This window comes from Litchfieldia sinesaloumensis, from assembly GCF_900156865.1.
In the GTDB taxonomy this organism is placed as follows: domain Bacteria; phylum Bacillota; class Bacilli; order Bacillales; family Bacillaceae_L; genus Ferdinandcohnia; species Ferdinandcohnia sinesaloumensis.
On the sequence record NZ_LT732529.1, the window covers coordinates 4,398,138 to 4,413,609 of the forward strand.

At 38.9% G+C, this 15,472-nt stretch carries 17 protein-coding genes; 15 read left to right on the top strand and 2 right to left on the bottom strand.

The genetic code is table 11. The features are described from left to right. The first annotated feature begins 247 nt into the window (after positions 1-247). Positions 248-2,869: a putative bifunctional diguanylate cyclase/phosphodiesterase gene (locus CZ490_RS21405; protein WP_077620762.1), complete on the top strand. Its 2,622-nt coding sequence runs from the start codon at positions 248-250 to the stop codon at positions 2,867-2,869. A 44-nt stretch (positions 2,870-2,913) separates the two neighbouring features. Here CZ490_RS21405 and CZ490_RS21410 read toward each other — a convergent pair whose 3' ends face one another. Both CZ490_RS21410 and CZ490_RS21415 read right to left on the bottom strand, forming a co-directional pair. Beyond that, on the bottom strand, positions 2,914-3,207 hold the full coding sequence (locus tag CZ490_RS21410; protein WP_077620763.1) for a hypothetical protein: 294 nt from the start codon (positions 3,205-3,207) through the stop codon (positions 2,914-2,916). Positions 3,208-3,270: 63 nt separating this feature from the next. Beyond that, positions 3,271-4,500, bottom strand: coding sequence for a benzoate/H(+) symporter BenE family transporter (locus CZ490_RS21415; RefSeq protein ID WP_077620764.1), 1,230 nt, complete (start codon positions 4,498-4,500; stop codon positions 3,271-3,273). A gap of 276 nt (positions 4,501-4,776) precedes the next feature. On the opposite strand from CZ490_RS21415, the gene CZ490_RS21420 reads away from it, so the two are divergent. From CZ490_RS21420 to CZ490_RS21485, 14 genes are all read left to right on the top strand, one after another. Beyond that, complete coding sequence (locus CZ490_RS21420) at positions 4,777-5,574, top strand: enoyl-CoA hydratase/isomerase family protein (RefSeq protein ID WP_077620765.1); 798 nt, start codon at positions 4,777-4,779, stop codon at positions 5,572-5,574. 115 nt (positions 5,575-5,689) lie between these two features. Beyond that, entirely contained in the window at positions 5,690-6,139 is a 450-nt protein-coding gene (locus CZ490_RS21425; RefSeq protein ID WP_077620766.1) for an acyl-CoA thioesterase, read from the top strand. A 76-nt stretch (positions 6,140-6,215) separates the two neighbouring features. Further along, positions 6,216-7,088, top strand: coding sequence for a PaaX family transcriptional regulator (locus tag CZ490_RS21430; protein WP_077620767.1), 873 nt, complete (start codon positions 6,216-6,218; stop codon positions 7,086-7,088). A 24-nt stretch (positions 7,089-7,112) separates the two neighbouring features. After that, entirely contained in the window at positions 7,113-8,081 is a 969-nt protein-coding gene (locus tag CZ490_RS21435) for an MBL fold metallo-hydrolase (RefSeq protein WP_077620768.1), read from the top strand. A gap of 73 nt (positions 8,082-8,154) precedes the next feature. After that, on the top strand, positions 8,155-8,358 hold the full coding sequence (locus CZ490_RS21440) for a hypothetical protein (protein WP_077620769.1): 204 nt from the start codon (positions 8,155-8,157) through the stop codon (positions 8,356-8,358). A gap of 424 nt (positions 8,359-8,782) precedes the next feature. After that, positions 8,783-9,724: a Phenylacetic acid catabolic protein gene (locus CZ490_RS21450; RefSeq protein ID WP_407639795.1), complete on the top strand. Its 942-nt coding sequence runs from the start codon at positions 8,783-8,785 to the stop codon at positions 9,722-9,724. Between the two features lie 2 nt (positions 9,725-9,726). Then, positions 9,727-10,059 carry a metal-sulfur cluster assembly factor gene (locus CZ490_RS21455; RefSeq protein ID WP_077620771.1) on the top strand — a complete coding sequence of 111 codons (333 nt, stop codon included), beginning with the start codon at positions 9,727-9,729 and terminating at the stop codon, positions 10,057-10,059. Continuing rightward, positions 10,056-10,280: a hypothetical protein gene (locus CZ490_RS21460; protein WP_077620772.1), complete on the top strand. Its 225-nt coding sequence runs from the start codon at positions 10,056-10,058 to the stop codon at positions 10,278-10,280. Before CZ490_RS21455 ends, CZ490_RS21460 begins: the two co-directional genes overlap by 4 nt. Before the next feature lie 5 nt (positions 10,281-10,285). Beyond that, complete coding sequence (locus CZ490_RS21465) at positions 10,286-10,915, top strand: Phenylacetic acid catabolic protein (protein ID WP_077620773.1); 630 nt, start codon at positions 10,286-10,288, stop codon at positions 10,913-10,915. Then, the gene (locus CZ490_RS23135) at positions 10,905-11,069 is read left to right on the top strand and encodes a PaaD-like zinc ribbon domain-containing protein (protein ID WP_419095753.1); all 165 of its coding nucleotides are present in this window, start codon (positions 10,905-10,907) and stop codon (positions 11,067-11,069) included. The genes CZ490_RS21465 and CZ490_RS23135 overlap by 11 nt, the downstream gene beginning before the upstream one ends. Positions 11,070-11,144: 75 nt before the next feature. Next, on the top strand, positions 11,145-12,005 hold the full coding sequence (locus CZ490_RS21470; RefSeq protein ID WP_077620774.1) for a 3-hydroxyacyl-CoA dehydrogenase NAD-binding domain-containing protein: 861 nt from the start codon (positions 11,145-11,147) through the stop codon (positions 12,003-12,005). Continuing rightward, the gene (locus CZ490_RS21475) at positions 11,995-12,744 is read left to right on the top strand and encodes a 3-hydroxyacyl-CoA dehydrogenase family protein (protein WP_077620775.1); all 750 of its coding nucleotides are present in this window, start codon (positions 11,995-11,997) and stop codon (positions 12,742-12,744) included. The genes CZ490_RS21470 and CZ490_RS21475 overlap by 11 nt, the downstream gene beginning before the upstream one ends. Beyond that, entirely contained in the window at positions 12,741-13,940 is a 1,200-nt protein-coding gene (locus CZ490_RS21480) for a thiolase family protein (protein WP_077620776.1), read from the top strand. The genes CZ490_RS21475 and CZ490_RS21480 overlap by 4 nt, the downstream gene beginning before the upstream one ends. A gap of 17 nt (positions 13,941-13,957) precedes the next feature. Beyond that, a complete protein-coding gene (locus tag CZ490_RS21485; RefSeq protein WP_077620777.1) occupies positions 13,958-15,442 on the top strand; it encodes an aldehyde dehydrogenase family protein in 1,485 nt (494 codons plus the stop codon). Positions 15,443-15,472 lie beyond the last annotated feature (30 nt).

Below are 15,472 nucleotides of genomic sequence, written 5' to 3' on the forward strand. Positions count from 1 at the left end.
ACTAATATTACTTTTTATTATTTTTATCTTTCCCACTCAACCAAAATTTAGCTATTTAAGGGTATCAAATTTTATTGCCTTTTTACAAGGAATCGATATCGTACACCAAATCATTAATAGTACACTTAACATTCCTAAGGGAAAAAACAACGGAGAAAAAATAGGAAAAATATGTAGAATATATGATATTATTAACATAAACAAGGGGAAAATGTCGTTTACCATAATTAAAAGCTAGGGGATATTTATGATAGGATTTTCGCGAATTAAAAGTATGATACATACAGACAAAATCCTATTGGTAGTCCTGATGGGATTGGTTTTGTTAGCGTCACAATTTAACTTAACGCTACTTTACGGAATTACATTTACTTTTGCGAGCATATTTATGTTCTTGGTCCTCCGCATATATGGCTATCTTGCTGCTATTGTAACCGGAGTCATTGCCATCTTCTATGGTGAATTTTATTCCGGTAGTTCCTATCATACAATCATTATGTTTGTAGAAACCTGTTTTGTTGGTGCATTCTTCTTGCGAAATCGAAAAGCAAAAATGTTCTTCGTTGATGCATTTTTTTGGTTTTTTATTGGAATTACGCTTCTATACTTTACATTCCAAGGGTCATTATCTGGGACTGCACTTTATTTCATCATCTGCAAAGTAGTGGCAAATGGTTTGTTAAATGTGTTAATAGCAGATATGCTTTTAGCTTACTTTCCATTCTATAAATTTGTTAAGAATAATCGAATCAATAAAAATAATGTATCTGTACATCAGTTTCTGTCCCAAATAACCATCTTCACCATTCTTGTACCTTTCTTTATCAGCGTAATTACAAATACGTTAAATACATTTGAAGTGATTAAAAGTGACATAGTTGGTGCAGGTGAAACGAGAGTAAATCGAATTGAGAACGAACTGTTTCAATTGGAGCAAAACCATGGGAATTTGAATGTTTTACAAATAGAAGAGGTTCTATCAAGAAACAAAAATCCTGAAAGCAACATTATCGTTTTGGATCAAGAGAATAATGTAGTTGCAGCGACTGCCTCCCTACAACTCAATCTTAACGATTATGAAATTAAGGAGATAACATCCAATCTATTTGAGGCTTTGCCAATAAAAGAAGATGATCTATCGCCAATGACGAAATGGATGGATGCGTTTTATTTTTATAAGAAGGATACGAACTCATTTCAAATCGTGTTGCAATATCCAATTGTTCAATATCAACAGCAAATTTTTAGAATATCACTTGATCAGCTTAAATATTTACTACTGCTTGCAATCTCGGCTATCTTTTTTGTTACGGCTATCAGTCGATTGCTAACAAACAATTTGAGACAATTGACGAAAATTACTACAGGATTGCCACAAAAGTTGCATTCTTCGGAGGTTATTCAATGGCCACAAGGTTCTATATCAGAGCTTCGATTGTTGAGTAAAAACCTCAAGAAGATGGGGGATAAGCTTAAGGAGCAATTCCAAGAGAGTATCGAAATGAACCACATACTAAGAGAACAAACAGCAAGGTTAAAGGAATCTGAGGACAAGCTCCATAAGCTTGCTTTCTATGATAGCTTGACTTCTTTGCCTAATCGCTATTTCTTTCAAAAATATGTGCGAGAATTGATTCGCAGAGACTTATCTCAAAAGATTGCCATTATCTTTCTTGACCTCAATCAATTTAAACAAATTAATGATACCTTAGGGCATGAGGAAGGGGACAAACTTCTAAAAGTGACAGGTAAAAAGCTAATGAAGCTACAGGAAGAGAATAGGCAGGTTTTTAGACTAGGGGGAGACGAGTTTGTTGTTGTACACTCTATTAATCGTAATGAAGAGTTAGATAAAACATTACAAATGATTGTTAGAGAATTTTCATCCTATTTTACATTAGTTGGCCAAGAGCATTACATCACCGCGAGTATTGGAGTTAGTATGTACCCAGATGATGGAGAAGATTTGGATACTTTAGTGAAGTCAGCGGATATTGCGATGTATAATTCAAAGGAAAAGGGCGGAAATACTGTTCAGTTCTTTGATGAATCGATGAAATATAAATTTGAAGAGCGAATAGCTATTGAAACTGCACTGAGAGTAGCAGTTGATAAGGAAGGCTTTGAACAATACTATCAGCCAAAAACCTTAGCAGGTAAAATAACTGGAATTGAAGCCTTACTTCGTTGGAATGACCCTCAATTGGGCACTGTGAATCCAGGTGTTTTTATTGAGGTTGCAGAGGAAATTGGTCTAATTCCCCAAATCGATGAGTGGTCACTGATAAAGGCTTGTCGACAAAATAAACAATGGCAGCTAGAAAATCTGCTGCATGTGCCAATTTCGGTAAACTTATCAGCAAAGCATTTTCAACAGAATTACTTGGTATCGATGGTGAAGAAAGCATTAAATGACTCGGGATTAAAGCCATCCTATTTAAAGCTTGAAATCACAGAGAGTGTGTTTATCTCTGATCAACATCAGGTTGCAGAACAGATACGGAAATTAAAAGAGTTAGGTGTTCACATCTCAATTGATGACTTTGGAAAAGGTTATTCTTCTCTCTATCAATTATTGCAACTACCGATTGATGAGATAAAAATTGATCGGCAGTTTATCGCGAATATCAACAATAACGATAAAAAGGCGTTGATGGTAAAATCAATCTTTGATATTGCCCATGGTCTTAAGTTAAACGTTGTCGCAGAGGGCGTTGAAACGTGGGAAGAATGTGACATCCTCCTGAATATGGGGTGTGATGAAATACAAGGCTTTCTATTCAGCCGTCCAATCTCCAAAGACGATATGACTGCATTTATACTCAATAATAAAGAGTTACAAACTGAGAAGTCGATAAAAGGGGAATAAGGCATTAGTTGAAAAGGAGGTTCCTGAAAGGAGCCTCCTTTTTCCTATAGAGTAATATTCACATCTCCATCTTCTGTGATTTCAACGGTAGTGTAGCTTTCAAATGTTGACATTTCGGTGATTTCTCGTTTTTCATCGCTTGCGAAACTTTCCATATATCGCTGGTACGTTTCAGGATCCTTAACGATGTGGTAAAAGTAAGACATTTTCCCATCATTATCTGTATGAGTTCGTAAGAAAAATCTGTCTTTAAATTCATTTTTAAACCATTCTCTAGCTTCCATATGATTCGAAAAATCTGGCATGTTGTCGTAGATAGATGTGACATCTATATTCATGTTGATCACCCCTTATGAGATTTTCGCATGTGGTTAGTATGTCCTTCTATTTACAAAAATCATTCATGCTCCAGGTTTTAGATTATTCTCCACTCTAATCTTCTTTTCGAAGTCATTTCTCTCAATTAATAAGGAGACAAGTATACTGCCAACTATCGCCCATAAAGGTGCACCGATATTAAAGAAATTCACACCTGACATTCCAATAACGAATGCGAAAAAAGCGCCCATTTGAAATTTTGTATCTGAGAAAGCAATCTTTAAAGAGTTTAAAAGTACACCAATCATCGCCAACCCTGCTATTGTACTTACAATCACACCTGGCATCGCAATAACAAAAGGAACAACGAAGGCAGCAAACACACCAAAGCTTGCAAAGAGAACACCATTTGTAGTGGAAGCAGCAAATCGTCCCTCTTTTTTTCCTGACTCATCTGATGCACAAATAGCTGTCATTGGTCCGGCTGTGTTGATGGCGTGCGCTCCGAAAAAGGAGGCAATAAACCCTAAAATAGAACCAAAAACGGCCATGGCACTAATGGGAGGTTTATACCCTTTCGCCATTAAGATTCCAGTCGATTGTGCATTCTCCGTACAAATGATCAAAATTGCAAGAGGTATAGATAGGGAGATAATCGCATTAAAACTAAAAGTGGGTAATTCTAGTTGAGGGAGTACAAACGAACTTTGTACATTTGAAAAATTGAATTCATTCATCACGACGGCAAGTAGCACAGAGACGACTAATGCAGTTAGCACTGGTGGTATCTTTTTAATGAATCGTGAAGATAGCAAATATACTAAGATAGCCGAACCTGCTAGGATAGGGGACACTTCAACTGAAGTAATCATCTCAATTGCAAATCGCATCATGACACCAACAATCATTCCCATTATGATGGGAACAGGGATCCAATTCATGACTTTATTAATTAAACCCGTAATGCCAAGTATAAGTACAATTAAATTTGCGATCAGATAGGCACCAACCGCCTCCGATAATGAAAAATGGGACAAAGCACCAGCAACTAACACGGCACCAGCAATAGAATATGCCCCAGCGATGGGTTGTTTATATTTTAAGGATAAAAACAGACCCAATAGTCCGCCAAAGAAGTATACGGCAAATAACCAGCTAATCGTTTGTTCATGTGTCAAACCACCACTTGCTGCACCACCAATAATAATCAGTGCAGGACCTGTACATCCAAAGATGGCCGCAACAATTCCGGAACTAATCGTATGAATATTTAGGTTCTCATATAGATCGTGGAATCTCCTATTTCCCTTCATTGGTACCTCCTTAATAATCATATATTCACGTTTTTAATAGAGAATATGTAATTAATTCCATAATAACACATAATGGAATATTAATTATGTATTTTTTACGTTCGTCTAAAAAACCTCCAAAAACATAGTAAGTAAGAGTATGAAAGAGAAAAGATATGATTTTCCCTAAAAAACGAAGGAAACACAGGTTTGATAATTTAAAAAACATTCAGTATATTTTAAATTAATTACGAAAGTTTAAAAAGCGTAATACATAATTCTAGGAGGTAATGAAGAATGACAACTACAGTAAACGAAACAAAAACATTAACAGTAAAGAAAGCTAATGGTATCGCTGAAGTTCACATTCATGTAAACAAAACAAACTCTTATGACCTCGAATATTATAAGGAATTAAATGCGGCAATTGATGACATTCGTTTTGACAGTGATATTAAAGTAGCTGTACTAATGAGTGATATGCCAAAATTCTTCTCGGCAGGAGCAAACATCAATTTCCTAAAGTCTGCTGAGCCACGCTTTAAAACTCAGTTCTGTTTATTCTGTAATGAAACATTAGATAAAATTGCGCGTTCACCACAAATCTGGATTGCTTGCTTAGAGGGTCACACAGTTGGTGGTGGTTTAGAAATGGCTCTAGCTTGTGATTTACGCTTCATGGGGGACCAAGCAGGTAAAATTGGACTTCCAGAAGTTTCTTTAGGTGTATTAGCAGGTACAGGTGGTACACAGCGTCTTGCTCGCCAAGTAGGGCATTCAAAAGCTCTTGACCTTAATATCACAGGTGAAACTTTAACACCTCAAGAAGCATTAGATATTAAACTAGTTGATCGCATTTTCCCTCAAGAAGAAACAAGAGCGAAAACGTTAGAGTATGCACAGAAGATTGCAAACAGCGCTTCTTACGCAACTTCTAACATTAAGCTTTCAATTATGAATGGTAAAGAAATGCCGCTTAACGTAGCCATCCGTTACGAAGGTGAACTTCAAAATCTATTATTCCGTTCACAAGACGCGCAAGAAGGTTTAAGTGCATTCATTGAAAAGCGTGAAGCAAATTGGAGCGGACAATAAGGTCAATTGAATTGAATTAATATCGACCTCTATTTAAAAAGCATCAAACTTCAAATTAATGTTCTTAAGGCTCGGTGTCCTTTACCGGGCTTTTTTTAACACTAGGGGGAGTACTGTGAGATCAAATGAATTTCAAATCATTGTTAACTGGGGCGATACCGATAAGGCTGGGATTGTGTATTACCCGAACTATTTTAAGTGGTTTGACATTGCGGGACACCAGTTTTTCAGAAGTTGCGGATTATCACCAAATACTCTAGAAGAAGAACGCAAAATTATCCTACCCATGCTTGACGCAAGATGCAGTTTTGAGAAGACATTATTTTATGATGATATTATTACGATTAAAACAGAGGTTGAAGAAATAAAAACAAAGACCATTAAGCTCAGACATGAAGTTTTCAGAGGAGAGACAAGAACGGGACATGGGTATGAAATACGCGGGTGGGTCAAACAAACACCAACTGAAATTAAAGCGGTTCCAATACCTAATGACGTACTTTCCATACTAAAAGAAAATCTCCACACAAATGAAGCAGGAAAAAGACCACTTTTTAATGCATAATTTCCAAAATCCTCTATAATAAAAGGAAAGAATCAATATTCGAAAATAATAAAAAATTATAGGTGTGGTGACTTTTATGAAACCTAGATCCTTAATGTTTACGCTATACGGTGAGTATATTAAATATTATGGAGGAGAAATTTGGGTTGGTAGTTTAATTGAATTAATGAAACAATTTGGTGTATCCGAATCGTCTGTTAGGGGTGCCCTATTTCGGATGGTTCAAAATAACCTACTACAAGTACGGAAAGTGGGGAAGAAAAGTTTTTATTCTGTCACATCAAAAGGGCGTGTAGATGAAGGGGTAAGCAGAGTTTATGCTACCCAAAATCACACATGGGACCAAAAGTGGAGAATACTTACATACTCATTTCCAGAGGAAAAACGAGAAATCCGTAATAAAATCCGTAAAGAGCTGATTTGGACGGGGTTTGGAAATCTGACAAATAGTACACTAGTAACACCAAATCCAGTTGAAAATCAAGTGATAGAAATGATTAAGGAATACGAAATTGAAGATTACGCTTTCTTGTTTACATCATCTTCGATTGTTTCACATGATAACCAGAGCATTCTTGATATCGGTTGGGACTTAGATATGGTAAGGGACGAGTATCAAACGTTCATTGATCGTTTTACACCCAAGTTCGAGGAACTACGTGAAAAGGCATTAAATAATACGTTAAAGGACGAGGAATGTTTTATTGAAAAAACAGTACTTGTTCATGAGTATCGTAAATTCCTCTACCAAGATCCTGGTTTCCCGAGGGATTTATTACCTGAGGGATGGATTGGTATAAAGGCTCGGGAATTATTTTGGAATATTCATCAGCTATTATCTATCCCGTCCATCCGGTACTTTGAGTCTGTCTTTGAGGGTGCACCTGATCGTGAGTTTGAAAGTCAACGTGATAAAGCAATCAATCCATTTGGTGAGATTTATATCTAATTAAGTTTTTAGTGGAGGTGAGCCATGAATATTGAAAAAATTGAATGTGGTGGTTATCGGATAGGGATTCCAGTGCCGTTTCCGATGAAGTATGTCTATTGTTATCTATTTAAGCAAGATGATGGATATGTCATGATTGATGTCGGATTAAACTATCGTGAAGCTCGAGATGCGTGGCTGGAAATTTTTGACCACCTGGGGCTTGTTCCACGTGATATTCATACAATCTATCTCACACACTTTCACCCCGATCACTCCGGGCTTTCTGGCTGGATGCAGCAGTTAACGGGTGCTGCCCTATATATGCATGAGGTAGATGCAGAAATGATTACCCGTGTCTGGGGAGAAGGTAGTTCTCAGGTTGAAAAAATGAAGGAAATGGTACTACAGCATGGTGTTCCTGAAGACTTAGCTGATGGAATTGCTGAGCATATGGAGAAGTTACATAAAAATATGCTCCCATTACCTTTCCCAAACCCGATCGGTGACAAGATCGAGTTAGGCAATAAACAATGGTCTGTCATTCATACTCCTGGGCATAGTGCAGGGCATGTTTGTTTTTATCAGGAAGAGGAAGAACTTTTAATTGGAGGAGACCATATACTCGAACGAATTACGCCGAATATTAGTGTGTGGCCAGGTGCTAGTCAGCATCCATTACATGAGTATATTGATTCACTACGAAAGGTGAAGGCCTACTCCATTCAAAAGATTTACTCTGCGCATCATGCGCCTGTTCTGAATGTGGGCGAACGTATTGCTGAGCTGATATACCATCATGAAGAGCGGCTAGCCTATATTGAAAGCTTGGCTGACCATCAAACGACATATGAGATTGCGAAGGTGTTGTTTTCGCATAGGGAACTGAACCCACATCAATGGCGTTTTGCGATAGCCGAAACAATTGCTCACCTCAACTATCTAGAACGTGAAGGTCGGATACTGAAACATAGGCAAGATCCGATTGTGTATGTTAGGTACGACTCAAACTAGGAAAATATGAATATGTTTATAGAAACCCCAAGATTGCTAGTTAAGTAGCAATCTTGGGGTTTTGTGTTGATGGATGAAAGGGAAGACGAAGCGGGATATTGTACCAAATCCTCTTCAAAAGAGTGATGAAAGGGAAAACGGATTGTTTGGGGGGCGAGAAATCCCGTTCATAAGCTCGATGAAGAGGAAAACGAAGCTCCGGGAAGAGAGAAATCCCGTTCATAGGCTCGATGAAGAGGAAAACGAAGTTCCGGGAAGAGAGAAATCCCGTTCATAGGCTCGATGAAAAGGAAAAAGATGAGGTATCTTGCCCCAAACCCCCTTCATAGCCTCGATGACAGGGAAAAGTGAGTGTCGTTGGGCGCAAACTCCTCTTCAAAGGTTTGATGAAAAGGAAAACGAAGTGTCAACTCGCGCGCAAACTCCTTCATAGCCCCGATGAAGTCCCGAACGCCAAGAATCCCACGTCCGCAAAGTCCTTCATAGCCTCGATGAAATCCCGAATGCATGAATCTCCCGCACAAAAGTCCTTCATAACGAAATATTTCAAAATCCCACATCTAAAAAACCACCAATCTATTACGATTTAAAATTTGACGTCTAAAAAACAATATAAACATGTTGACAAAGAATTTAAAATATTCTATATTACATAATATAAACGATAGTTTAAAAAACGTAATACAAAGAGGTGTTCATTGATGAGTATAAAAGAAGCTGAGGTATTACAGGAGAAAGTTCAAAATGGATTTATGGTTGAGCGCATGGAAGATATGAATGACGAATATTTGAAAGCGCTAAAACAAACACTTGCGATTGTAGGAGATACAGAACTTCTTAGCGTCCCACCACTATTGACAGTCTACGATCAAGCCCCAAACCTAAACTATAAAATTACCGCACTAGCAGTTATGCAAGATGAAATTGGTCATGCCCATATTGCTTACCGCTTACTAGAAGACCTCGGTGAGGATACAGAAGAAATGCTCTATCGCCGACCACCGAACCGCTGGAAAAATCCTTATGCATTCGATTTTAAATTAGATAACTGGGTTGAACTAGGAGTCTTTAACGGTTTGTTTGACCGTTCGGGATATACGCTTTTAGGGGATGCGTATGAACATACTTCATATGGACCTTGGAAACGTGCACTAGTAAAGGTTGATAAAGAGGAATTATTCCATCTCCGTAATGGTGAAATCATTATGAAAAATGCGATGAAGAATCCAGAAACGGCAAAGCAGGTACAGGTCGCAGTTGATTGGATGTTCTTAATGGCACTAGAATTCTTCGGGGTGGCAGATAACTTAAAGAGCCGTTCAGCTCAACTCGATTACAGATTAAAAGGGCGTAGTAATGATGAACTTAGACAAAAATGGTTATCTACAGCTGTTCCATTCTGTGAATCTATCGGAATTAAAGTCCCAGCACATTACGATGAAGAGCAAGGTAAATATGTAATCGACGTACCGTTCCCTTGTAAATTTGATCCTGAAAACAAAAAATGGCTTACAGATCAACCAGACACATGGGAAGGGGCAATCGAACGTTTTAAGCAAAGAGGTCCTCAAAATAAGGAATTTGTTACTCGCATCCAAAAAGGTGCTTGGGAGTTAGAACAAATGAGAGCAGAGGAGGCATAAACATGAGCGGAATCATCCAAAAAGAGCAAATAACAACTAAGTATTGGGATGCTCTTAAGGAAGTGATGGACCCTGAATTTCCAATAAGTGTTGTGGATATGGGTTTAATTTATAACATAACTCAAAATGGAAGTGAATTAGAAGTAGAAATGACGTACACATCTACTGGTTGTGCCTGTATGCAGTGGATTGAAAACGATATCAAAGAGCGTTTGTTAAAGGAAGAAGAGGTTGAGGATGTAAAAATCCAAGTTGTTTGGGACCCACCTTGGACGACTGCAAACCTTAGTGAAGAAGGGAAAAACAAATTAAAGCACTGGGGGGTAAGTTCATGACAAGAGAAGTAGCAAAAAAACATGATTACCTTCTTCTCACTCGAATCAATCGTGGGGATGAACTTATTCATGTGGGAACATTCAAAGCGGTTAATGATGACTTAGCTAAAATTTATGCACAGCATATTTACGATGAAGAAGACTGGGTTGAAATGTATGTGGTGAAAAAAGATGCACTTGTTAGTGTTCGAAGTCCCGAACCATTATTTGCGAAGGAGTGAGACAGATGACTAAGGAACATATTTCGTTAATCGAACTTGGCGAAACAATTGCTGATAACAAGTTTATTTTAGGGGATCGATTAGTTGAAGTTGGTATTAGTGGTCCTAATTTGGAAGCAACGCTTTCATCAATTGCGATGGCTCAGCAGGAACTTGGCCATTCAAGACTTCTTTACCGCTGGGTATCAGATTTAACGGGGGTCAAACAAGAAGTTAAGCATCAGACTGGTAAAGCCTTCCGACAGAACGTTGAAATTGGAAACTGGATTGAACTTATTGCGGGACTATACGTAACGAATGTAGCTGTTGATCTTGTGATGAGAGCGATGATTGAAGCAAACAATCCAAATGTGAATCCTCCTTTTACAAAGTTGCTTAAAGAACAGCAAGAGCATCTAATTTATTCTGAGAATTGGTGTGAGCAGCTTTTACTTGATAAGGGTTCCATTCCAAGAAGATGCCGTGAAGCCATTACAAAAACGGCACAAGAAGCCAAGGAATGGTTGATTAAGGTAGAAAATGATATGTATCTCGTCACAGAAAACATCATCCCAAAGGATGCGAGATTAGTAGAGAAATTCGATACCGCAGTTGAAGGTTTCTCAAAGGATGTGGCGAAACAAAATGTCGGCTAATCAAGAGAATGTTGAATGTTCATTTTGTTCATCTGAGAATGTTAAGAAGATTTCCTCCTTTGGTACAGCCCAATTAGTTAGGCAATACTATTGTAATGAGTGTAAAAGTGTATTCGAATACATTCGCTGGCAAAAGGAACAAGGTGCTAAGTAGAATGCGTGTTCAAAAAGGATGATGAAAGAACGATGTTAGAGTTTTTGAACATCCTCTAGAAAGGATCGAAAATACATGCAGCATATCCAAAAAGTAGGAGTCATCGGTTCAGGAACCATGGGTGCAGGGATTGCTCAACTACTCGTTCAAAATGGCTACCCTGTCATTCTCTTCGATATCGATGAAAAAGCAGTAACACGTGCAAAAGAAACAATAGAATCAAAGTTAGATAGATTGGTAGCTAAAGGAAAGATTAGTACTACTTCCTCTGAACAAGCAAAAAAGGATTTGGATGTGACAACGGATATGGCCTCTTTTGCACAATGCCAATTGGTAATTGAGGCTGCGCCCGAAAGGCTTGAAATTAAACGGTCAATCTTTTCACAACTAGAAGAAATCTGTACGAAAGATTCGATTTTGGCATCGAATACTTCCTCACTTTCGATAACAGAAATCTCTGGTCAAAGCGCGAATCCTGAGCGAATCGCAGGTTTACATTTTTTCAATCCGGCGCCAATTATGCCGCTTGTAGAAGTGGTAAAAGGGTTAAAAACAGCTTCCTCAACTGTTGAAACTCTTGTACAATTTGCCAATGAAATCAATAAGAACCCAGTAGTGTGTAAGGATACTCCAGGTTTTATCGTGAATCGAGTAGCACGACCTTTTTACAATGAAGCTCTTCGGATTATGAATGATAAAATCGCGTCAGTTGAACAAATTGACCGAATCATGAAACGAGCAGGTAATTTTAAAATGGGTCCGTTTGAATTACAGGATTTGATTGGGATCGATATCAATTTTGCTACCACAAAATCGGTATATGAAGGCTTTCATGGAGAGAGTAGATTCCGCCCACATTATTACCAGGAACGCATGGTGCAATCAGGGAGTCTCGGAAGAAAAACGAAAGGAGGGTTCTACGAATATGACAACTAAATCGGTCATCATTGCAGGCGATAATTTACTCGCAAAGGAACTCTCCAAATCCTTTCGAGACCATCCGCATGTTCAAGTAGTAGATGAGCAGTTACGAAATGTCCAAGTAGATGTTGTGATTGAAACGACTAATCTTGACAAGGAAGAAAAGAAACGTAGACTCCAAGAAATTGAGGCAAGTGTATCACCAACTACCTTAATTTTATCAACGACTCTTAGTGTCACTGCGACTGAGGTTGCTTCGTGGTTAACCACCCCTGAAAGAGTAGTAGGGTTTGGAACCTTTGCGAATTTTAAAGAAGGTAGTCTGATCGAGGTATCATTGCCATTACAAGCTGATCGAGATTATATAAATCAGGCTGCGACAATTTTTTCATTGATCAATCAGGAAGTAGAGCTTGTGGAGGATGAAGTAGGCCTCGTTTTCCCAAGAATTTTATCAATGATTATTAATGAGGCGGCCTATGCATTAACAGAGCAAACCGCAGAAGCGCAAAGCATAGATATCGCTATGAAAAAAGGTACCAATTATCCAAAGGGTCCACTTGAGTGGGCAGCTGAAATTGGACTTGATGATATTTATGCAGTATTAAGTGGCTTGTATCGTGAGTTAGGTGAAGAACGTTATCGTCCTGCACCACTAATTCGCAAGCTTGTATACGCAGGCTGGATCGGCGGAGAGACCGATAAATGTTTCTACCATTATAAAAAGCAATCAAATAAGGAGCTTTCAGTATGAGAGAAGCGGTCATAATTGATGCTGTTCGAACACCAATTGGTAAGCTAAACGGATCACTTACAAGCATAAGACCAGACGATCTAGCTGGTCATGCAATAAAGCAGTTAATGTCACGTGTAGATCTCGATTCATCACTCGTTGAAGATGTGTTATTCGGGTGTGCAAACCAAGCTGGTGAAGATAATCGGAATGTAGCAAGAATGGGCTTGCTCCTCGCTGGGCTACCCGTTTCAATACCAGGAGTAACGGTGAACCGCTTATGCGGTTCAGGATTAGAGGCTGTAAATCAAGCAGCTGTAGCAATTAAATCCGGTTTAGGTGATGTTTTCATTGCAGGTGGTACGGAAAGTATGACCCGTGCACCATACGTGATGATGAAACCTCATGTAACAAATGCAAAAGGGAATCAAACCTTACATGACACGATGCTCGGCTGGCGTCTGGTAAATCCAGTGATGAATGAAATGTATCCCCCAATCAGTTTGGGTGAAACCGCTGAAAATATAGCAGAGAAATATGGTATTTCAAGAGTAGAACAAGATGAACTTGCTCTTAGGAGTCAACAAAGGTATGCAGCAGCACTTCAATGTGGGAGATTCAATGATGAAATTGTGCCAATTGAAATTCCACAAAGAAAAGGAGACCCTCTCCTTTTTAAGGAAGACGAACATGCTAGACCAGAGACGACACTAGAAACACTGTCAAAGCTACGACCTGTTTTCCGTAAGAATGGGACGGTTACTGCTGGGAACTCATCAGGAATAAATGATGGCTCAAGTGCTATTCTCGTGATGGAAAAAGAACTGGCAGAAAGACTAGGATTAAAACCAATTGCTCGAGTGGTAACATCTGCAGTAAGTGGTGTACATCCTGACTATATGGGAATTGGTCCAGTCCCAGCAACAAGAAAGGCATTGCAAAGAGCAGGTCTAACTGTTAAGGATCTCGATTTAATAGAAATAAATGAAGCATTTGCAGCACAATCTGTTGCTTGTATTAAAGAACTTGAGCTAGATATGGAAAAAGTAAATGTCAACGGCGGTGCGATAGCATTGGGGCACCCATTAGGCTGTAGCGGTGCTCGAATTGTAACAACACTAGTTCATGAGATGCAAAAGCGTGATGTACGATATGGGCTAGCAACGATGTGTATTGGTGTTGGTCAAGGAATCGCAACGATAATTGAAAAAATGTAGGGAGTGAAAAAACATCTATGGTGGAGTTAAAAGAAACGTACCAACTGTTGATCAATGGAGAATACTCGAATAGTAGCAATAATGAATTTACAGAAACCTATAACCCTGCAACTGGTGAAGTAATTGCGAAAGTGGCTAAAGCGACAAAGGAAGATGTGGACCGTGCAGTTGACGCTGCTAGGAACGCATTTGAAAATGGGAAATGGCCTAAAATGCCCCAAGCACGAAGAGCGAGGGTGCTAAACAAAATTGCTGAAATTATGCGTGAGCGCTTTAATGATCTTGTTGAAGCAGAAGTATTAAATAGTGGAAAAACGGTTGCTGCTGCAAAGGGGCAAATCGGCCAAGCGATTGAGGACTTTGAATTTTATGCAGGCGCGATTACAACCTTTGGAGGGCGCACAAATCCAGTTCCGAATGGATTTTTTAACTATACAGTAAAAGAACCAGTAGGGGTGTGCGCGCAAATCATCCCGTGGAATTACCCATTAATGATGGCTGCTTGGAAGATTGCACCTGCTATTGCTGCTGGATGCCCGGTTATTCTAAAGCCAGCCTCACATACGCCAATCACAGCTTATATGCTTGCTGACATCTGCCATGAAGCTGGAGTGCCAGCGGGTGTAGTAAATGTCATAACAGGCAGTGGTTCCGTAATTGGTCCATACTTAACGACTCACCCTGGTGTTGATAAAGTAGCCTTTACAGGTGAAACAGAAACTGGTAAAGACATTATGGCAAAAGCATCAACAAATTTAAAGCGTGTGACCTTAGAACTGGGGGGGAAATCTCCAAATATCGTATTCGATGATGCGGATATCGATGGTGCAGTAGTGGGGTCTATTTATGGAATCTTCTACAATACAGGTCAATCCTGTGAAGCACGTTCAAGGCTATTTGTACACGAAAATATTTACGATGAATTTGTCGAAAAATTTATCGAAAAAGCAAAAAAACTAAAGGTTGGTGATCCTTTTGATAAGGAAACACATATGGGCGCCCTTATTTCCAAAGACCATGAGGAAGTTGTTGATGGATATGTAAAATTGGCAATTGAAGAGGGTGGAGAAATTCTCTATGGAGGAAAAAGACCAGAAGGTGGCGAATACGAAAAAGGATACTGGTATTTACCAACCGTCATAGGAAATGTCACTAACGATATGCGAATTTCCCAAGAGGAAGTCTTTGGTCCTGTAGTCGTTATCATGAAGTTTAAAGATGAGGAAGAAGTAATAAAGCAATCCAATGATTCCATCTTTGGACTTGGTTCGGCAGTATGGACAAAAGATCACGGAAGAGCACACCGCGTTGCAGAAGGAATTCGTGCAGGTATTGTGATGGTGAATTGTCCAATCTCAGCCTTCCCAGGCACACCATTTGGTGGCTATAAGCAGTCAGGTTTTGGAAGAGAGTTAAGTATTGAGACACTAGATCTTTACACTGAAACAAAGAGTGTTGTCTCATATAATGGGGAACGTCCGTTAAATCTTTTCAGAATATAATTTATATAAATAATTTTTAGATAAATTGGA